20 protein-coding genes and 1 riboswitch are annotated in these 18792 nt (G+C 70.9%); of the genes, 11 read left to right on the plus strand and 9 right to left on the minus strand.

The genetic code is table 11. The features are described from left to right. The 4 genes from ACFWY9_RS10910 to ACFWY9_RS10925 form a co-directional block, all read right to left on the minus strand. On the minus strand, positions 1-656 hold a 656-nt coding region (locus ACFWY9_RS10910), incomplete at its 3' end, for an adenosylhomocysteinase (RefSeq protein ID WP_378338729.1). A 125-nt stretch (positions 657-781) separates the two neighbouring features. Continuing rightward, positions 782-859: riboswitch (S-adenosyl-L-homocysteine riboswitch) on the minus strand. A 31-nt stretch (positions 860-890) separates the two neighbouring features. Next, positions 891-1640, minus strand: coding sequence for a BPL-N domain-containing protein (locus tag ACFWY9_RS10915; RefSeq protein ID WP_378322477.1), 750 nt, complete (start codon positions 1638-1640; stop codon positions 891-893). 70 nt (positions 1641-1710) lie between these two features. Further along, positions 1711-2373 (minus strand): hypothetical protein, encoded by a 663-nt coding sequence (locus ACFWY9_RS10920; protein WP_378338730.1) that lies wholly within the window; start codon positions 2371-2373, stop codon positions 1711-1713. 54 nt (positions 2374-2427) lie between these two features. Next, positions 2428-3324 (minus strand): diiron oxygenase, encoded by an 897-nt coding sequence (locus ACFWY9_RS10925; RefSeq protein ID WP_378322479.1) that lies wholly within the window; start codon positions 3322-3324, stop codon positions 2428-2430. Positions 3325-3409: 85 nt separating this feature from the next. Between ACFWY9_RS10925 and ACFWY9_RS10930 the strand changes: the two genes are divergently transcribed. Continuing rightward, the gene (locus ACFWY9_RS10930) at positions 3410-4114 is read left to right on the plus strand and encodes a TetR/AcrR family transcriptional regulator (RefSeq protein WP_378322480.1); all 705 of its coding nucleotides are present in this window, start codon (positions 3410-3412) and stop codon (positions 4112-4114) included. Here the strand turns inward: ACFWY9_RS10930 and ACFWY9_RS10935 are convergent. Next, positions 4081-4758 (minus strand): TetR/AcrR family transcriptional regulator C-terminal domain-containing protein, encoded by a 678-nt coding sequence (locus ACFWY9_RS10935; RefSeq protein WP_378322481.1) that lies wholly within the window; start codon positions 4756-4758, stop codon positions 4081-4083. The genes ACFWY9_RS10930 and ACFWY9_RS10935 overlap by 34 nt on opposite strands. A gap of 67 nt (positions 4759-4825) precedes the next feature. Here ACFWY9_RS10935 and ACFWY9_RS10940 point away from each other — a divergent pair, with 67 nt between their 5' ends. Next, positions 4826-5800 carry a PDR/VanB family oxidoreductase gene (locus ACFWY9_RS10940; RefSeq protein WP_378322482.1) on the plus strand — a complete coding sequence of 325 codons (975 nt, stop codon included), beginning with the start codon at positions 4826-4828 and terminating at the stop codon, positions 5798-5800. Between the two features lie 30 nt (positions 5801-5830). Continuing rightward, positions 5831-6529 (plus strand): MSMEG_1061 family FMN-dependent PPOX-type flavoprotein, encoded by a 699-nt coding sequence (locus ACFWY9_RS10945; RefSeq protein WP_378338731.1) that lies wholly within the window; start codon positions 5831-5833, stop codon positions 6527-6529. Positions 6530-6533: 4 nt separating this feature from the next. Here ACFWY9_RS10945 and ACFWY9_RS10950 read toward each other — a convergent pair whose 3' ends face one another. Continuing rightward, the gene (locus ACFWY9_RS10950; RefSeq protein ID WP_378338732.1) at positions 6534-7571 is read right to left on the minus strand and encodes a DNA polymerase IV; all 1038 of its coding nucleotides are present in this window, start codon (positions 7569-7571) and stop codon (positions 6534-6536) included. Positions 7572-7620: 49 nt separating this feature from the next. Next, on the minus strand, positions 7621-7881 hold the full coding sequence (locus tag ACFWY9_RS10955) for a DUF3040 domain-containing protein (RefSeq protein WP_378322486.1): 261 nt from the start codon (positions 7879-7881) through the stop codon (positions 7621-7623). A 281-nt stretch (positions 7882-8162) separates the two neighbouring features. Here ACFWY9_RS10955 and ACFWY9_RS10960 point away from each other — a divergent pair, with 281 nt between their 5' ends. Together ACFWY9_RS10960 and ACFWY9_RS10965 are read left to right on the plus strand one after the other, a co-directional pair. Further along, the gene (locus ACFWY9_RS10960) at positions 8163-9281 is read left to right on the plus strand and encodes an FAD-dependent oxidoreductase (RefSeq protein ID WP_378338733.1); all 1119 of its coding nucleotides are present in this window, start codon (positions 8163-8165) and stop codon (positions 9279-9281) included. Between the two features lie 136 nt (positions 9282-9417). Further along, the gene (locus tag ACFWY9_RS10965; protein WP_378338734.1) at positions 9418-10482 is read left to right on the plus strand and encodes a cobalamin-independent methionine synthase II family protein; all 1065 of its coding nucleotides are present in this window, start codon (positions 9418-9420) and stop codon (positions 10480-10482) included. 18 nt (positions 10483-10500) lie between these two features. Here the strand turns inward: ACFWY9_RS10965 and ACFWY9_RS10970 are convergent, their stop codons facing one another. Beyond that, complete coding sequence (locus ACFWY9_RS10970) at positions 10501-11130, minus strand: LysE family translocator (protein ID WP_378322490.1); 630 nt, start codon at positions 11128-11130, stop codon at positions 10501-10503. A 53-nt stretch (positions 11131-11183) separates the two neighbouring features. Here ACFWY9_RS10970 and ribA point away from each other — a divergent pair, with 53 nt between their 5' ends. Beyond that, a complete protein-coding gene (gene ribA / locus ACFWY9_RS10975) occupies positions 11184-11816 on the plus strand; it encodes a GTP cyclohydrolase II (RefSeq protein WP_378338735.1) in 633 nt (210 codons plus the stop codon). 1 nt (position 11817) lies between these two features. Here ribA and ACFWY9_RS10980 read toward each other — a convergent pair whose 3' ends face one another. Further along, positions 11818-12348 (minus strand): MarR family winged helix-turn-helix transcriptional regulator, encoded by a 531-nt coding sequence (locus ACFWY9_RS10980; RefSeq protein WP_378322493.1) that lies wholly within the window; start codon positions 12346-12348, stop codon positions 11818-11820. A 100-nt stretch (positions 12349-12448) separates the two neighbouring features. Between ACFWY9_RS10980 and ACFWY9_RS10985 the strand changes: the two genes are divergently transcribed. The 5 genes from ACFWY9_RS10985 (at position 12449) to ACFWY9_RS11005 (ending at position 18658) form a co-directional block, all read left to right on the plus strand. After that, positions 12449-13411 carry an MBL fold metallo-hydrolase gene (locus tag ACFWY9_RS10985; RefSeq protein WP_378338736.1) on the plus strand — a complete coding sequence of 321 codons (963 nt, stop codon included), beginning with the start codon at positions 12449-12451 and terminating at the stop codon, positions 13409-13411. A gap of 13 nt (positions 13412-13424) precedes the next feature. After that, positions 13425-14999, plus strand: a complete 1575-nt coding sequence (locus ACFWY9_RS10990) for an FAD-dependent monooxygenase (protein WP_378338737.1) — start codon at positions 13425-13427, stop codon at positions 14997-14999. A 118-nt stretch (positions 15000-15117) separates the two neighbouring features. After that, positions 15118-17379 carry a xanthine dehydrogenase family protein molybdopterin-binding subunit gene (locus ACFWY9_RS10995; protein WP_378338738.1) on the plus strand — a complete coding sequence of 754 codons (2262 nt, stop codon included), beginning with the start codon at positions 15118-15120 and terminating at the stop codon, positions 17377-17379. Continuing rightward, positions 17376-17846 carry a (2Fe-2S)-binding protein gene (locus ACFWY9_RS11000; protein ID WP_378322499.1) on the plus strand — a complete coding sequence of 157 codons (471 nt, stop codon included), beginning with the start codon at positions 17376-17378 and terminating at the stop codon, positions 17844-17846. The genes ACFWY9_RS10995 and ACFWY9_RS11000 overlap by 4 nt, the downstream gene beginning before the upstream one ends. Further along, the gene (locus ACFWY9_RS11005) at positions 17843-18658 is read left to right on the plus strand and encodes an FAD binding domain-containing protein (RefSeq protein WP_378322500.1); all 816 of its coding nucleotides are present in this window, start codon (positions 17843-17845) and stop codon (positions 18656-18658) included. The genes ACFWY9_RS11000 and ACFWY9_RS11005 overlap by 4 nt, the downstream gene beginning before the upstream one ends. Positions 18659-18792: the final 134 nt, after the last annotated feature.

Raw genomic sequence — 18792 nt, forward strand, 5'->3', positions numbered from 1 at the left:
TTGTAGAGTCGCTTGACGCCGTTGGTGGTTTCCTCGGTGACACCGCGGATGTCGGCGGCCATGCGGGTGAACCGCTGCCCGTCGGCGGCCAGGCTTTCGGACAGCGTGCGCAGGATGATCCGGTACTCCTCGGGTTCGTCGTCGGCGGGCTGGGGCACGGCGCCCGCCGCCTCGAACTCGACTCCCTTGTGGACCAGCAGCGTCGCGTCTCCGCCGTCGTCGAGGATCATGTTCGGCGTCTTCCCGCCGGGGAACCGGAAAAGCTGGTCGGTGCACCACCAGTACTCGTCGAGCGTCTCACCCTTCCACGCGAACACCGAAGTCCCTTGTGGACGGTCCGGGGTGCCGTCGCGCCCGACGACGACGGCCGCGGCGGCCTCGTCCTGGGTCGAGAAGATGTTGCAGGAAACCCACCGGACCTCGGCGCCGAGCGCCACCAGTGTCTCGATCAGCACCGCGGTCTGCACCGTCATGTGCAGCGAACCCGCGACACGGGCGCCCTTGAGCGGCTGCGCGGCGGCGTACTCCTCGCGGATGGCCATCAGGCCGGGCATCTCGTGCTCCGCGAGCCGCAGCTGGATCCGGCCCGCCTCGGCCAGCGCCAGATCCGCGACGGCGAAGTCCATTCCGTTGATCTCCCGCAGTTTTTCGCTCATTTCTCGCTCTCTTCTCGGCTGGACAAGGGCAGGAGGAATCAGGGCATTTCCGTGCAGGACGGAAACACCCACTCAGGGGCGAGTCAGTGCTTTTCTTGTCTCGAATGCACGAAGGCGCCTCCTGAGTTCAGGAGGCGCCCTTGGAGTCGTCATCGCGGGCCGAGCGTGGCGGAAAGAATTCCGTCGCAGCGCCTCTCGGCCCGGAAACCAGAGTGGCAAAGCCGCCGGGGAGTGTCAAGCCAGCGTCGTCTCGACCAGATCGCGGCCGAGATCGCTCTCGCCGCTGCCGGGCATCGCGAGCTTCGCCGAGCGGTACCAGGTCGCGTCCGCCTCCGGATGGGGCCCGACCACGCCGACCCGGCCCTTCCCGTGAGCGACGACCACCGCGGCCGGGGTTCCGGTGTCGTAGGTGGCGAGCACGTTCGCGCTCGCGCCAGGGCGCAGCTTGAACTCCGGGCCGTCCTGGAAGTACACCGTCCGGTTCTGGCCGCGCCAGGACACGGTCACCACCGTGTCCTGGGTGGTGCGCACGCTGGCCTTGCGGGAGGCGATGTACTGGTCGGTGTCGCCGGGCAGCAGGTTGAACCCCGGGGTGGCCCCGGCGAGGTAGCCGCCGAGGCAGAAGCCCACGTAGCGGCCGCCGTCGGCGACCCAGCCGCGGATGTCGTCGGCGTAGCGGCGCATCTTCCGCCAGCCGTCGTCCAGGCTGCCCCCGCCGGGCTGGGCGTAGAGGACGGCCTTGTCGAGCGAGGCCCGGGTGAGTGATGTCGCTTCGCCCGGCCCGCAGTACTCGACTCGCAACGGCGTGGTGGTGCCCCGCAGCAACGTCGCGACGGCCTCTGCGCAGCCGTCGCAGGCGGCCGGGCCGCGGTAGACGAGCGCGAGCGGCCGGTCGTCGGACGTGAAGGTGGCGACTCCGGCCCAGCCGAGCCCGCCGGCGGCCACGACGGCGCCGGCACCGATGAGCAGAGTCCGTCTTCGCACGGCCACCTCCACAGGGGACAGTGCGTCAAGGCTAGCCGCGCGGTGGTGAGTCCGTGGTGTGTCGTGACACTCAGGACAGCTTCGGCCACGCCTGCCCGATCAGAGCCGCGACCGCGCCCGCGTCGTGGCGCAGTTTGCCGCTGGACCCGACCACGATCTGCACAGTGAGCCCGCCGCCGCTGCGCTGGCAGCTCATCACGCCTTTGGCGTCCTCCGCGGGTTTCTCACCCGCCCGCGTCGGCTGGTTGTAAATGACGCACACGACGTCGCCGACGCGTTCGAGGTCCTGCTGAGGCGCGGCCAGACCCAGCCGCGCCGCGTCGACGTAGGGCACGAACGGCTCCGGCGAATCGGCCCGGACCGCTTGCAGCAGCACGATTTCTTCGAGTTCGGCGTCGGCGTAGCGCTGGGACACCGCGCCTGCGCCGTGATAGGCGGACGACAGCCGTTCGGCGTTCTTGACCTCATCCGCGTTCTCACCGTCGACCAGGCTCTTGGTCTTGTCGCCGCCGCGCTTGGCCAGCGCGTCCTGATAACGGGACAGGCCGCCGATCGTGTCCGGCGCCTTGAGCGTCGTGCCGGAGACGCCCGGGCCGGACAGCCCGATCACGAGCCAGGGAACACCGACCAGGAGCGCGCCGACGACGACACCGGCAAGCGCGACGAGAACTGTGCGGTTGGCTCTGGGGGCAGGGGAAGCGGCGGGCGCGCTGGGGAGGGCAGGTGCGGTCACCCGGGCAGCGTCGCGGATCTCGTCCGGTGCGGTAAGGGCAGTAATGCCGTCAGCTCACAGGAGAAACGCCCCGCGCCAGATCCGTTCGGACCGCCCGCCGATGAGCCCCGCGTCCCGCAGGAACGGCACGATCTTCTCGGCCATCCACCGGCGGGTCTCACGGAAGTGCGGGTTGGCCAGCGCGGCGGCCCGTCCTTCCCGGGGATCGATTCCGACGCTGCGATAAACGCGCGGGTCGACGAGGGTGTCGACGACGCCGTAGGAGACCAGGGCGGTGCGGGCCCGATGCCAGCGCAGGCCCGCGGGGGACAGCCGCGGCACCGTCCGCAGTACCTCCTCCTTCGCGAACCGGACGTGGCGGGCCTCTTCCACCACGTGGATCCGGTTCACCGCGCGGATCAGCGGCTGGATGCCGTCATCGTCCATCATGGACCGTTGCAGCCGGTCGGTGGTCTCCTCGGCCACCAGCACCGCCGCGAACATCGACGGCCCGGCGGCGGTGGCGGCGAAGACCTTGCCCAGCCTGCGCACGATCTCGGGGACGCCGTAGCGGGGCACGCCGAGCCGTTCGGCCGTCCGCGCGAACATCACCGAGTGCCGGGTCTCGTCCCCGATCTCGGTGAGCGCGTACTGCGCGTGCTCGGTGCGGGCGTCGAGGTTGTAGACGTAGCGGGCGAGCAGCTGCATCAGCACGATCTCGAACCACAACCCGACGCTCATGATGCTGGCGATCTCGTGTTTGGACAGTTCTATGCGCTGGTCCGGCGTCAGCCGGTCCCACAGCGGCGTGCCGTACAGCGAAACCCGTTCCAGCGGCATGAACGCCTTGCCGTCGACGAGCGGGGCGTCCCAGTCGATGTCGACGTACGGGTCGTACGAGTTCTTCGCCGAGCTCTTCAGCAGGCGTGTGGCGGTGACATCCCGATCCTGGGGCTGGATCTCGACGGCCATGGCGATCTCCAAGTAGGGGGTACGCGACGTACTAGGTACCTGCGCAGCGTACACCCGCTCCCGGACGGTTGAGTAGGCTTGCCCCATGGCAGTGCCCGCCGCGAACACCAGGAAGCCCGCCGCGCACAAGGTCGACGGACGGGCGGCACGCTGGGCGGGGCAACAGGAGCGGCGGCGGGCGGAGTTCGTCGAGGCGGCGCTCGAGGCGATCGCCGAACACGGCCCCGGCGTGTCGACGGAGCAGATCGCCGAACGCGCGGGTGTCGCCCGCACGCGGCTGTACCGGCATTTCGCCGACGCGTCCGACCTCCAGCGCGCCATCGCCCAGCGGGCGGCCGAGCTGGTGACCGCCGAACTGGCCCCGTTGTGGCGCCCGCAGGGCTCGCCGCGGGAGATGATCGCGGCCGCCATCGGCACCCATCTGCGCTGGCTCACCGAGCACGCCCAGCTGCACCGCTACCTGCTGCGGACGGTACGCAGCAGCGGGGAAACCGGGGCGCTGCCCGACATCCGCTCCGCGATCGCGCTGCACCTGAGCAAGCTGTTCGCCGGCTACCTCGCGGCGTTCGGGCTCGACACCGCCCCGGCGGACACGGTGGCCTTCGGCCTGGTCGGGTACGTCGAATCGGCCACCACGCGCTGGCTCGACCATCCGGGTGAGCTGACCAAGGCCGAGCTGTCCGAGCAGTTGTCCGGCACGATCTGGGCGATGCTCGACCACACGCTGCGCTCCCGCGGCGTCGAACTCGACCCGGATCAGCCGCTGCCGCTGCCCGACGGGATGGACTGAGCGCCGCCGCCGAGTTCCGCGCGCAAGCCTGTCACCAGGACGCGCAGCCCGAACTCGAAGCGCCCGTCGAAGTCGAGGAACCGGCCGATCGTCGCGATCGAGAGACGGGGGTAGGCCGTGGGGTCCAGCGCCGCGGTGAACGTCTCGGCCTCGGTACCGCTCGCGCCCTGCTGTTCGAGCGTCTCGCCGAGGACGTAGCTGAAGATCGTGGTGAGCGTCCACAGCGCGGTTTCCTCGGGGAAGCCCGCGGCGTCGAGCATCGCCAGTGTCCGATCGCCGAGGGTCATCGTGTGCTGCTTCGTGACGTAGCTGCCACCGACGATACGGGCCCCGTCGCGCTGTGCCAGCAACGATTCCCGCATCTCCCGCGCGAAGACGGTGACGTTCTCCGCCCAGTCCGCGCCGTCGAAGCGGACCCGCTCGGACACTCCGGCCGTGATCGTCTCGGCCATCTCGTCGAGCAGGGCCTGCTTGTTTTCGAACAGCCGGTAGAGCGTCGGGAGCTGTACGCCGAGGCTCGTGGCGAGCTTGCGCATCGTCAGCGACTCCAGCCCGCCGGAGCCGACCAGGGCGAGCGCGGCGCGCGCCACGGTCTCCGCCCGTACCTTGCTCCGGGGCTGTGTCCCAGCGACTCTCGTTGACATGTTAACGATGATATCACTACATTGGATTTCGAGAGCGATAACGTTGTTAACACCAATTGGAGCGGTCATGACGAGTGTGGCTCCGGTGCGGGCGCGTACCGAAAAGGCCGATCTTCCGATGGTGGTGCGGCAGCTGCGCTGGGAGGCCGCCGGGGTGGTCTCGGTCGAGCTGTCCGCCGCCGACGGGCGCGAGCTGCCGCCGTGGCGTCCCGGCGCGCACCTCGAACTGGTGCTGCCCACCGGGATTTCCCGGCAGTACTCGCTGTGCGGGTGGCCGGAGGACAGGTCCTGCTATCGCATCGGCGTGCTGCGCGAGCGGAACAGCCGCGGCGGCTCGGAGTACGTGCACGCGTTCCTCCGCCCGGGACAGCCGGTGCGCGTGCGCGGTCCGCTGGACAATTTCGGCTTCCGTCCCGCCGGGGCCTATCTGTTCATCGCGGGCGGGATCGGGATCACGCCGATCCTCCCGATGGTGCGTGACGCCGAAAGCAGGGGAGTGCCGTGGCAGCTCGTGTACGGCGGCCGGGCCGCGGATTCGATGGCGTTCCTCGACGAACTGCGGCCGTACGGGGATCGGGTGCGGCTCTACCCCGCGGACCGCGGTGGCCGGATTCCGCTGGACGAGTGGCTCGAACAGCCGCCGCCCGGCACGGACGTCTACGTGTGCGGTCCGGAACGCCTGCTGACCGCGGTCGAGGAGGGCGCCGCACACTGGGGTCCCGGTGCCGTGCACGCGGAGCGGTTCAAGGCCCGTCCCAAACCCGCGCGGCCGAACACCGAGATCGAGGTGGTGTGCGCCCGGTCGGAGCGGACGGTGACCGTGCCCGCCGACCGGAGCGTCCTCGGGGTGCTCGAAGAGGAAGGGCTGCCGATCACCGGGTCCTGCCGCGAAGGCATCTGCGGCACCTGCGAAACCCGGGTACTGGACGGCGACCCCGACCACCGCGACGACATCCTCTCCGGCGACGACCGCGTCTCCGGCGACGTGATGTACCCGTGTGTGTCGCGGGCGCTCGGCCCGCGGCTGGTCCTCGACGTCTGACGACAATCCCGCAGTGACAAGGAGAATCCCATGAGCGTCGACATCGGCAGCGCCCGCGGCGCCGTTCCCGTCCACACGGCGGCCGACGACTACCGGCCCATCGACATGGCCAGGGTCCGGGAGATCATCGGTCACCCGACGCCGTTCATCGCTGAGAAGAAGGAACCCTGCATCGGCGAGTTCGCCGCCCGGTTCATCGCGCACAGCACGTTCTTCGTCCTGGCCAGCTCCGACGAGAACGGGAACCTCGACACCAGCCCGAAAGGTGATCCGCCGGGGGCGGTGCGGGTGCTGGACCCGTGGACGCTGGCCATTCCGGACCGGCCCGGCAACAAGTCCGCGGACACGTTCGAGAACCTGGCCCGCAACCCGGGTGTCGGCATGGTGTTCCTGGTGCCGGGCCTGCGGGAAACCTTGCGTGTCAACGGGGACGCGTTCGTCACCGACGACCCCGGGCTGCTGGAACGGCTCGGCGCCGACGGGAAACCCGCCGTGCTGGCGACGATCGTGCGCGTGCGCGAGGTGTTCGGCCAGTGCGGCAAAGCGGTGATCCGCGCGAAGCTGTGGGAGGGTGACGAGCGCGGGCTCGCCGACGCCGTGACGGTGGGCGGGAGCTTCAGCTCCCTGCACGTCGCGGAGAACGCCGGGAAGATGGACCGCGTCCTCGGCAAACAGGCTGGTGAGCTGGGCGGGCGCCTCGAACACGCCTACCGGACCGAGCTGTACTGAGCGGCTAGTCGGCCACAACGGGGAATTCGGCGCGGACGCCGAGCAGCCGCACCGGTTTGGTGAGCTCGAACATCGCCAGCACCGTCCGGGCCGCGCGGGCGATTTCGGCGGCGTCGGCGGTCGGCTCGGGCAGGGTGACGCTGTGCGTGTGCGTCAGGAACGGAGCGAAGCGCACCTTCACCGCGACCCGCGCGGCCGGTCTGCCCTCTTCGGACACGTCCTCGGCGACGCGCTGGGCCAGTGTGGCCACCTCGGCCGCCACGGCGCCGGGGTCGGTCAGGTTCTGCTGGAAGGTGGTTTCACGGCTGCGGGACTTGGCCACCCACGGAGTCGCGGTGACCTCGGCGTCGCCGATCCCGCCGGCGAGCAGCCGGTACCACGGGCCGAGCCGGGGGCCGAACCGCGCGGCGAGGTCGTCGGGGGAGGCCCCGGCGAGATCGAGCACCGTGTGCAGACCGGCCTCGGCGAGCTTCTTCGCGGTCTTGCGGCCGATGCCCCAAAGCGCGTCGGTCGGGCGGCCGGCCATCACGTCCCACCAGTTCTCCTGGGTAAGCCGGAAAATCCCCGCCGGTTTGCCGAATCCGGTGGCGAGTTTCGCACGCAGCTTGTTGTCCCCGATCCCGACCGAAGAGGACAGACCGGTCCGCTCGGCGACGGCGCGGCGGACGTCGGCCGCGAGCGTCTCGGGGTCGTCGGTGACCGCGCCGAGGAACGCCTCGTCCCAGCCGAGCACCTCCACCACCACCGGGAATTCGCGCAGCACGGCCATCACCCGCTCGGACACCTCCTCGTACGCGGGGGCGTCGGTGGGCAGGAAAACGGCGTCGGGGCAGCGTTTCGCCGCGGTCCGCAGGGGCATCCCGGACTGGATCCCGAACTCCCGCGCCTCGTACGACGCGGTCGCCACGACCGCTCGCTCGGTCACGTCGCCGGTGCCGCCGACGACCACCGGGCGGCCGCGCAGTTCGGGATGACGCGCGATCTCGACCGCGGCGATGAACTGGTCGAGGTCGAAGTGCAGGACCCAGTCGGTGGCGGACACGCGGTCCAGTGTGCGGGAGCGCCGGCCCCCGGCGCATCCGGAGCCCGGGTCAGCGGCGGCGGCGCGCGGCGTAGGCCCAGATCGCACCGCCCGCGGCCGGGACGGCGTACAGGACGAGCGGGACCGTGGAGGTCAGCACGCCCACGACCGGCAGTACGAGTGCCGCCGCGCCGAGCGCGATCGCCAGGGCCGTCAACCAGCGCGACGACGAGGGCTTCGCCGACCGCAGCATCTCGGCGAGCTCCGGATCGGTCGTCTCGAACCAGTGCTCGATCTTGTCCAGCTCGTGGCGGTCGTGACGGCTGAGCATCGCGTAGCCTCCTTCGGCGCCGGACCCGGCAGTCACCTGGGGAATACCCACCCGCGACGCGAAATAACCGTATAACGTCCTATTCACCCCGTTGGTCCACAATGGACACTTTCGGCTGTCCAGGGGCGGTTGCCCGGGGTCTGGGTCACTATCGCCTTGACGCCCGCCTCATCCTCCCGTAGAACTTAGATCGTCAACACGAACTAAGTTCGTCAATCCGGTTTCCCGGCCTCGCCCAGCTCCCTGAGCCGTGTTCGAGAGACCAGTTCGGGAGGTATGTGATGCGAGTTTCCGTCGTCGGAGCCGGTCTGGGCGGCCTGTGCCTGGCGCAAGGGCTGCGTGGCGCCGGGATCGAGGCCGACGTCTACGAGCGCGACCCGGCGATCACGGCGCGGTTCCAGGGCTACCGGCTCGTGCTGAACCCGGTGGGATTCGAGGCGCTGCGGAGCTGTCTGCCGCCGCGCTGGCACCCTCTGCTCGACGAGGTCGTCAGTGACGCCTACGTCGAGCGGCTGGCCCTGGACCCGCGGCTGAACAAGATCGGCGAGCTCGGCCCCGCCAGGAGCGGGATCGTGGTCGACCGCCACGTGCTCCGCTGCCTGCTGCTCACCGGTCTCACGGTCCACACCGGAGCCGCGCTGACCGGCTACGACGTACTGGACGACGGCAGGGTCGAGGCCCGGTTCGCGCACGGTGGCGCGGCCACCGCCGACCTGCTCGTCGGGGCGGACGGGGTCAACTCCGCGGTTCGCTCGGTGTTGTCGCCGCGGACCACGCCGTCCGACACCGGTGTCCGGTTCGTCATCGGCCGCACGCCGCTGTCCGAGCGCTTCGCCGGAGTTTCGCGGGCTTACGGCGGGAAGATCGCCGGGGACGGGGTGAGCCTGCTGCTCGGCGCGATGCGTTTCCGTACTCCGCCGAAGGAGGCGGCCGAGAAGCTGGCTCCCGAGGTGACCCTCCCCGACATCCGCGACTACGTGCGCTGGGCGATGATCCTGCCGCCGACCGGCTCGCTCAGTGGCATGACCCCGCAGGAAGCCGTGTTGTCCAGGATGGACGGCTGGCATCCGGAGCTGCGGACGTTGATCGAGGAGGCCGATCCGGACAACAGCACCCTGCTGTCCATCCGGGTGGTCGAGCCCGGCGAGCGCTGGGCGCCCGGCCCCGTCACGCTGCTCGGTGACGCCATCCACGCCACTTCCCCGACCGGCGGCAACGGCGCCAACACCGCCCTGCGTGACGCCGACCTGCTGCGTCGCTGCCTGGTCGAAGCCGCCGAGGGACGCCAGGATCTCCTTGGCGCGGTCGGCGACTACGAGCGGCAGATGTTCGAGTACGGCGCCGAGGCCGTGCGCCACAGTCTCGAGGCGATGCCCGCCTACGTCCCGAAACCGGCGTGACGGATGGCCGGTTGAGCGCTCGAATTCGTCCGGATGGGCGGTAACGCGGGCGGGAATCCGGGAAAACCCTTTCCGCACGGTAATTTGTGCGGGACTGGTGACCGGTTGTGATCAGGCGACATCCTCTGGAGGACCCTTGACCATTCCCACCGAACCTATCGGCAGCATCCCGCGGCCCGCCTACCTCGTGTCCGGGCTCGGTGACTTCGCCGCAGGCCGGATCGACGCGAACGCGCTGGCGGAACTGGAAGCCAAGGCACTGGCCGAAACGATCGGCCGTCTCGAGGAGACCGGTTCCCCGGTGCTCACCGACGGCGAGCAGGGTAAGCCGAGCTTCGCGACCTATCCGCTTGCGGGCTCGGACTCGCTGGCGCCGGACGGCGTCGTCATCCCGTTCGCCGACGGGCACACCCGCCAGCTGCCGAAGCTGACGGCCGGTCCCTTCCGGTACCAGACGTACGCGGACGAATACCTTGTGCGGGCGAAGAAACTGACCGACAAGCCGGTGAAGCAGGCGGTGATCGCGGCGTCGGCGATCGGGCTGATCTACCCGCAGGACGGGATCGACGGGTACAGCAACGAACAGTTCGTGGCCGATCTGGTGGACGAGGCGGCGGCCGACATCCGGCGCAGCCTCGACGCCGGCGCGGACAGCGTCCAGCTCGACTTCACCGAGGGACGTCTTTCGCTCAAACTGGACCCCTCGGGCGGGCTGCTGCAGTTGTTCGTCGACCTGAACAACCGGGTGCTCGAACGGTTCACCGAGCAGGAGCGGCAGCGGATCGGCGTGCACACCTGCCCCGGCGGGGACCAGGATTCGGCGCACAGCCTCGACGTCGACTACTCGGGTCTGCTGCCGACGTTGTTCCGGCTGAACGTCGGCCGGGTCTACGTCCAGCTCGCCAGCGAAAGCGACCCGGAGAAGGCGTTGCGGATCATCGCCGAGCACCTGCGGCCGGACCAACGGGTCTTCGTCGGCGTCATCGATCCGATCGACCCGCGGGTCGAGACGGCCGAGGAGGTCCGCGACCGGGTGCTCACCGCGGCGCGGCACATCCCGGTGGACCGGCTCGGCACCTGCGACGACTGTGGGTTCTCGCCGTTCGCCGATGACGTTTCGACGTCGCGGGACACGGCGTTCGCGAAGATCGCGGCCAGGGTCGAAGGCACCCGCCTGGCCGCCGAAACCCTGGGCGTCTGACCTGGCTCGCTCGTCGCGCTAGGTGCTCTGGGCGGCCACCCGGACGCCGAGCGCGACGAGCAGCGAGCCCATCACGGCGTCCAGCGCGCGCCGGACCTTGGCCCTGGTGAGGAACCGCCGCAGCAGGCCGACCACGACCGCGAGCGTCATGAACCACACCACGGTCGAGGCGAGGGCGAGGACGGCGAGTTCGAGGACCTGCGCCGTCGACGCCGACCGCGGGAGGAACTGGGGGACCAGCGCCAGGAAGTAGACCGCGACCTTCGGGTTGAGCAGGTTGGTGAGCAGGCCCTGGCGGAACCCCGCCCACGCGGTGAGCTGCTTCGGGCCGTCCTGGCGAAGCTCCTGGTACTCGCCGCGGCGGACGGCGAGCCATGCCTTGACGCCCAGGAAGATCAGGTAGGCCGCGCCGATCAGCTTCACCACGGTGAACGCCACCGCCGAGGCGGCCAGCACCGCGGCGACGCCGAACGCGATCGCCACCACCCAGGCGAAGACCCCGCACGCGATCCCGATTCCGGCGGCGATGCCCGCGCGGCGCCCGCCGACGAGCGAACTCCGCGTCACGACCACGAAATCCGGGCCGGGGAGCATGGCACCGAGCAGGACGACGAGCGCGAACGAGAACGCGGTGGCGGCGGAGACCATGTGCGGACCCTACTTGTCCGCCGCATCTTCGAGCAAAGCTGTAGGGTTCGATCATGAGTGCTGACAGCGCCGACACCGTCGCGGAGATCCGGACCCGGGTGCGGATTCCGCTGCGCTTCGACGGTTTCGAGGTCGAAGGCGAAGCCGTCACGTTCCGCGGTCTCGTCGACGGCGCGGAGCATCTGGCGTTCGCGTTCGGCACTCCTGGTGACAGCGTCCCCCTGGTGCGAATCCATTCCGAGTGCCTGACCGGCGACGTCTTCGGGTCGGCGCGGTGCGACTGCGGCCCGCAGCTGCGCGAAGCGGTCGCGCGGATCTCCGAGACCGGCGGCTATCTGCTCTACCTCCGGCAGGAGGGGCGGGGCATCGGCCTCTACAACAAGCTCGACGCGTACGCGCTGCAGGACCAGGGGCTCGACACCTACGCGGCGAACACCGCGCTCGGGCTGCCCGAGGACGCCCGCGACTACACCGCCGCCGCGCAGATGCTGCGCGCGCTCGGCGTCACGCGAGTGGATCTCCTGTCGAACAACCCCGACAAGGCCGAGCAGCTGCGGGCCGCCGGGATCGCGTTGCGCGAATGTGTGCCGACCGGGGTGTTCGCGACCGAGAGCAATGTCCGCTACCTGCGGGCGAAGGCGGAACAGACCGGCCACAGTCTTACGCTGCCCGGCCTGGCCAGCTGAATCACGACCGTCGTTTCGCCGCCGCGGCCGCGGGGCCGGTGGTCAGTTTCTCCAGCAGTCCGATGAGGACGGTCTGCTCCTGTTCGGTCAGCGACGAGGCCCAGGCCCGCTCGCGCGCGTTGTGGTCCTGGTACGCGCCGACGACGGCATCGTGCCCCGCGTCGGTGAGACTCAGCTGCACCGCGCGGCGGTCGTGCTCGGCCGGGGTCCGCGAGACCAGCCCGTCCCGCTCCAGCGTGTTGACCAGCGCGGACACCGCGGCCCGGCTCATCCCGGAGAGCCGGGCGACGTGCCGGGCCTCCAGCGGCCCGGCCAGCCACAGCACGAACAGCACCCGGAACCCCGCCCAGCTCCAGCCGCGCGGGCGGTGCACGGTCGACTCCCAGTCGTAGACGAGCGCGCTGGCCAGCCGGTGCAGCGTGAGCCCGAGACGCATCGCGGCAGGGTCGATCGCGGGCAGCTCACTGTGGGTCTTCTCGATCGCGTAGTCGACGAACGAGAGGTAGTCGAGCTCGGCCGGTTCCTCGCGCATTCGCACAGGCTAAGCCAAAGGGCTTCACACCGGCGGGGAGGCGGGCTAGCCTGACACCGAGAATGGTCAAACCTTTGACTAGTACGAGGGAGTGCTCGTCATGACCAAGAAGGCCTTCGCCTCCTCGGCGGACCTCGACGAGAAGCAGCAGACTCTCGAGGTGCTCGCCGACGGCGTGTACGCGCTCACGGCCGAGGGAGACCCCAATATCGGGGCGATCGAGGGCGAGGACTTCCTCGTCTGCTTCGAGGCGCTCGCGACGCCGGTCGCCGCGGCCGAGTGGCTCGCGAAACTGCGCGAGCACACCGACAAACCCGTGCGGTATCTGGTTCTTTCGCATTATCACGCGGTCCGGGTGCTCGGCGCGTCCGCGTTCGACGCCGAGGTGATCGTCGCGCACGAGAACACCCGCGCACTGGTCGCCGAGCGCGGCAAGGAGGACTGGGAGAGCGAGTTCGGCCGGATGCCGCGGCTGGCGAAGGGCGCGGATTCGGTGCCAGGGCTCACCTGGCCGACGCTGACGTTCTCCGACCGGCTCACCATCGACCTCGGCGGCGACCGGGGCGACCTGGTGCTCCAGTACTGCGGGCGCGGGCACACCGAGGGCGACATCGTCGCCTGGCTGCCCCGGCAGAAGATCCTCTACGCCGGGGACCTCGTCGAGGCCGAGGCCGCGCTGTACACCGGCGACGCCTTCCACCGCGACTGGTCTTCGTCCACTTTGGACACGGTGGCCGCGTTCGGCGCCGACGTGCTCATCGGCGGCAGGGGCGGGGTGAGCCGGGGCCGGGACGCGGTGGACGCGGCGATCGCGCAGACGCGGCACTTCCTGACCGTCATGATCCGTGAAGTCGGCGCGGTCCAGGAGCGCGGCGGGACGTTGAAGGAGGCCTTCGAACGCACCCACGCGGCGCTCGTGGACGGCTACGGGCACTGGCCGATTTTCGAGCACTGCCTGCCGTTCGACGTCTCGCGGCTGTGGGACGAGCTCTCCGGGATCGAGCGGCCCGTGGTGTGGACGGCCGAGCGGGACCGGGAGGTCTGGGACCAGTTGCAGGACTAGGACCGTGGACACCGTGACCGCGCGTGTGGCGGTGCTGGGCAACGGGCCGGTCGGGCAGACGACGGCGCTGCTGCTGGCCGGGTGGGGGATTCCGGTGGTGCTGCTGGACCGGCGGCCCGCTCGCGATCTCGTCGGTTCGAAGGCGATCTGCCAGCAGCGGGACGTCCTCGACATCTGGGCGGCGGTGGGCGCGGGCGAGGCCGTCGCGGCGGAGGGCGTCACCTGGACCACGGCACGGACGTTCTACCGCGATCGTGAGTTGTTCTCCTACCGGTTGCCCAGTCCCGACACGCGGCTCCCGCCGTTCGTCAACCTGTCCCAGTCCCGTACCGAGGAAATCCTCGACGAGCGGATCGCGGCGCAGCCGCTCATCGACGTGCGGTGGGGCCATCGGGTCGCCGCCATCGAGCAGTCGGCGGACGGCGTGGGGATCCGGTGCGAGACCACCGGCGGCCCGAGCCGGATCGAGGCGGGCTACGCCGTCGCGTGCGCCGGCGCCCGGGGCGACGACGTCCGGCGGATGCTCGGCGTCGGCTTCGGCGGGCAGTCCTTCGACGATCTGTTCCTGATCTGCGACATCCGCGCCGACCTCGAAGGCTGGGCGACCGAACGGCGGTTCTATTTCGACCCGCCGTGGAACCCGGGGCGGCAGGTGCTCATCCATCCGTGCCCAGGCGGGCACTTCCGCATCGACTGGCAGGTGCCCGGCGACTACGACCTCGCCGCCGAGGAAAGCGACGGCAGGCTCGACGCGCGGGTCCGCGCGATCATCGGCGACCGGCCCTACGAGATCGCCTGGAAATCGGTGTACCGCTTCCATTCCCGGGTCGCCGACCGGCTGCGCGCGGGCCGCGTCCTGCTGGCGGGGGACTGCGCGCACCTCATGGCGCCCTTCGGCGCGCGCGGGCTCAACTCCGGAGTCGCGGACGCGGAGAACGCGGCGTGGAAACTCGCCTACGTCCTGCGGGGCTGGGCGGGGCCGGGGCTGCTGGAGAGCTACCACGACGAACGGCACGCGGCGGCGCTGGAGAACCTCGCGGTCACCAGCGCGACGATGGACTTCCTCGTGCCGCGCACGCCGGAGCACCGGGCCCGCCGCCTCGACGTGCTGGACCGGGCCACGCGCGATCCGGCCCTGCACGCCGAGGTCGACTCCGGACGGCTCGCCGAACCGTTCTGGTACACCGGATCCCCGCTGACCACACCGGATCCGGCGCGGCCCTTCGTCGATCGTCCACCGCGCGGGACGCTTCCCGCCGCGGGCCCCGGCGTGCTCGTCCCGGACGTCGTGCTGCCCGGCGGCGAGCGGCTGCGTGCTCTGGCGAGGGCCGGGTTCCTGCTGCTCACGGCTCTCGGTGCGGACACCGCCGAGCTGCGTTCGGCGGTCGCGGCGAGCACCTCGTCGCCGGTCCGGATGTGCTCGCTCGACCCGGGGACGACGGCCGCGCTCGGCGCGCGTCCCGGCGAGACCTGGGTGGTCCGCCCGGACGCGCACGTCGCCGCCGTCGCCGTCACCCCCGGGGAACTCGCCGCCGCGCTCCGCCGCGCCCACGGCTATCCGTCCACTTCGGACACTCCATTCCGCTGAACGGCGGATGTATAACGGCCTATACCGCTGGTCGATGGGGCAGGAATCCCGTGCCGGGCTGACGCGACACCGGTGCGCAGGGCATGATCGGCGGGGAAAGCCGTGAGCGGGAGGCCAGATGAGCATTGTCGGCACCAGGGTGGTCCGCGTGGAGGACCAGAAGCTGATCACCACGGGTGGCGCGTACGTGGACGATCTGCGGGAGGAAGCGCTTTCCGGAGCCGTACACGCGGTGTTCGTGCGCAGTCCGATCGCGCACGCGCGGATCGAGGGGATCGACGTTTCGGCGGCGCTGGAAGCGCCGGGCGTGGTCGCGGTCCTCACGGCCGCGGATCTCGACCTCGCCCCGCACGACTCGGGGCCGGTGCAAGAGCCGTGGCTCGCGGCGGACGTCGTGCGGTACGTCGGTGAGCCGGTCGCGCTCGTGCTGACCGAGGAGCGGTACCAGCTGGCGGATGCCGCCGAGCTGGTGGACGTCGACTACGACCCGCTGGACGCGGTGGCGGGCATCGACGCGGCCTTGTCCGGCGAGACCGTGCTTTTCCCGGAATTCGAAGACAATGTCGTGCAGACCCACGGCGGTCCGTTCGACGACGCGACGTTCGCCGACTGCGAAGTCGTCGTCACCGAGTCCGTGCTCAACCAGCGGCTCGCGGCCGCGCCGCTGGAGGTCCGCGGCGCCTCGTGCGCGTGGGGCGAGGACGGCAGGCTGACGATGTGGCTGTCCACCCAGAACGCGCAGATCGGCCGGTCGCAGCTCGCCATGGGGCTCGGCGTCGGCGAGGAATCCGTCCGGGTGATCGCACCGGACGTCGGTGGTGGGTTCGGCGCGAAGATCGGTGCCGACCCCGAGGCGATCGTCCTCGCCTGGGCGGCGCGCCGGGCCGGACGGCCGGTGCGGTGGACCGAATCGCGCAGCGAGAACCTGACCGCGATGACGCACGGCCGCGCCCAGCGGAACACCGTCACCATCGGCGGCAGGCGCGACGGCACGGTGCTCGCGTACCGGATCGACGTCGTGCAGGACGCGGGTGCTTACCCGCGCGCGTTGTTCCTGCCGACGCTGACCGAGCTGATGGCGCCGGGCGTCTACCGGTTCCCGAAGGTGGAGGCGGCCAGCCGCGCGGTGGTCACCACGACGACTCCGATCGCGGCGTACCGCGGGGCGGGGCGCCCGGAGGCGACCGCGGCGGTCGAACGCGCGATGGACCTGTTCGCCGCGGAGATCGGGATGGATCCCGCCGAGGTGCGGCGGATCAACTTCATCCGGCCCGAAGAGTTCCCCTACACGACGGCGACCGGTGCGTCCTACGACACCGGGGAGTACGCCAAGGCGCTCGACGCGGTGCTCGAAGCCGCCGGGTACGCGGAACTCCGTGCCGAGCAGGAGCGGCGGCGGGCCGAGGGCGACGTCGTGGCGCTCGGGCTCGGGATCGCGACCTACGTCGAGATCACCGGCGGGGACGGCGGCGGGGAGAGCGGCCGCGTCGAGATCAACCGCGACGGTTCGGTGACCGCGTACACCGGGAGTTCCCCGCACGGTCAGGGATTGGCGACGTCCTTGGCGATGCTGCTGTCGGACCGGCTCGGGGTGCCGCTCGGGAAGATCACCGTGAAGCACGGTGACACCGACGAGGTGCCGAAGGCGGTCGGCACGTTCGGGTCGCGTTCGCTGCAGTTCGGCGGTTCGGCGATCCGGCAGGCCGCCGACGAGGTGATCGCGCACGCCAGGGAGATCGCGGCCGAGCTGCTGGAGGCCGGGGCGGACGACATCGAGCTCGACGCCGAGCGCGGGGTCTGGCAGGTGCGCGGCGCGCCGTCCAGCACGGTGCTCACCTGGGCGCGGCTGGCCGAGGCGGCGGGGGAGACGAAACTGACGGCCGACGTCTGGTTCGCCGACGGCAAGCCGACGTTCCCGTTCGGCGCGCACCTCGCGGTGGTCGAGGTGGACACCGAGACCGGGAAGGTCGTGCTGCGGCGGATCGTCGCGGCCGACGACGCGGGCCCGGTGGTCAACCCGCTGACCTTCCGGGGCCAGCGGCACGGCGGGCTCGGCCAGGGCGTCGCGCAGGCGTTGCTGGAGGTGATGAACTACGACTCCGACGGCAACCCCACCACGGCGACGCTGGCCGACTACTCGTTCATCACCGCGACCGAGCTGCCGGACTTCGAACTGGTGGACCTGGCGACCCCGACGACGCGGAACCTGTTGGGGGTCAAGGGAATCGGTGAGGCGGCGACCATCGGGTCGACGCCGGCGGTGCACAACGCCGTCGTGGACGCGCTGGCGCCGTACGGGGTGCGGCACCTGGACATGCCGGCGACCCCGATGCGGGTCTGGGCGGCACTGGACGAGGCTGGGAAGGCGGAGAAGAAGTGAAGGTCGGGATCGAGGTCAACGGCCGCGCGGTGACCGAGGAGGTGGAGGACCGCACGCTTCTCGTGCACTTCCTGCGGGACACCGCGGGCCTCACCGGCACCAACATCGGCTGCGACACGACGTCGTGCGGGGCGTGCACGGTCCTGCTCGACGGCGAGTCGGTGAAGTCGTGCACGGTGCTCGCCGCGCAGGCCGACGGGCACGCCGTCACCACGGTCGAAGGCCTGGCGGAGCCCGGCGGCGAGCTGCACCCGGTGCAGCGGGCGTTCCGCGAGCAGCACGGGCTGCAGTGCGGGTTCTGCACGCCGGGGATGATCATGGCGTCGGTGTCGCTGCTGGCGCACAATCCGAAGCCGACCCGGGACGAGGTCCGCGAGGGTCTCGAAGGCAATCTGTGCCGCTGCACCGGGTACCACAACATCGTCAGCGCCGTGATCGAGGCGTCCGGGCAGGAGGTGGACCGGTGATCCCCGCCGCGTTCGCCTACCACCGGGCGTCCACTGTGGACGAAGCGCTGGCGCTGCTGTCGGAGCACGGCGACGAGGCGAAGGTCCTCGCCGGCGGGCATTCCCTGCTGCCGCTGATGAAACTCCGGTTCGCCGCGCCCGAGGTCGTCGTCGACATCGCGCCGCTGGACGAGCTGCGGTACGTCCGGCTCGACGGCGACGACATCGCGATCGGGGCGCTGACGCGGTACCACGACCTGCAGCACGATCCGGTGCTGGCCGAGCACGCGCCGCTGCTGGCGCACGTGTCGGGTTCGGTCGGGGACCAGCAGGTCCGGCACCGCGGTACCCTCGGCGGCTCGCTCGCCCACGCCGACTCCGCGGCGGACCTGCCCGCGGCGGTGCTGGCCTGCGACGGCGTCCTCGTGGCACGGGGACCGTCGGGGGAGCGGCGGATCCCGGCCGCGGAGTTCTTCGTCGGCCCGTTCACCACGCCGCTGGAGCCCGACGAGCTGCTGACCGAGATCCGGGTGCCGCGGCAGACCGGGATCGGCTGGGGCTTCGAGAAGTTCACCCGGCGCGCGATCGACTGGGCGATCGTCGGGGTCGTGGTGGCGGGGAAGGCGGTCGCGCTGGTCAACATGGCCGGTACGCCGGTCCGCGCCCGCGCGACCGAGGAAGCGCTGGCGGCCGGTGCTTCGGCCGCCGACGCCGCCGCGCTCGCCGCCGAGGACACCTCGCCCCCGGACGAGGCACACGCCAGCGCCGAATACCGGCGTCATCTCGCGCGCGTCCTCACCGCGCGAGCCCTGCGCCAGGCCGGTATCGCCTGACGCGAGCTGAAGGGGACTTTCCTCTCGTAGGACGTGGGGGGGGGGGGGGTGTGGGTGGTGGGGGGGGTGTGGTGGGCGGCAGAGTAAGAAGATACAGGCAGCGGGAGGCCGAGCTGGGAGGGGCAGGGGCAGCG

The sequence above is a fragment of the Amycolatopsis sp. NPDC059027 genome, assembly GCF_042739735.1.
Taxonomy (GTDB): Bacteria; Actinomycetota; Actinomycetes; order Mycobacteriales; family Pseudonocardiaceae; genus Amycolatopsis.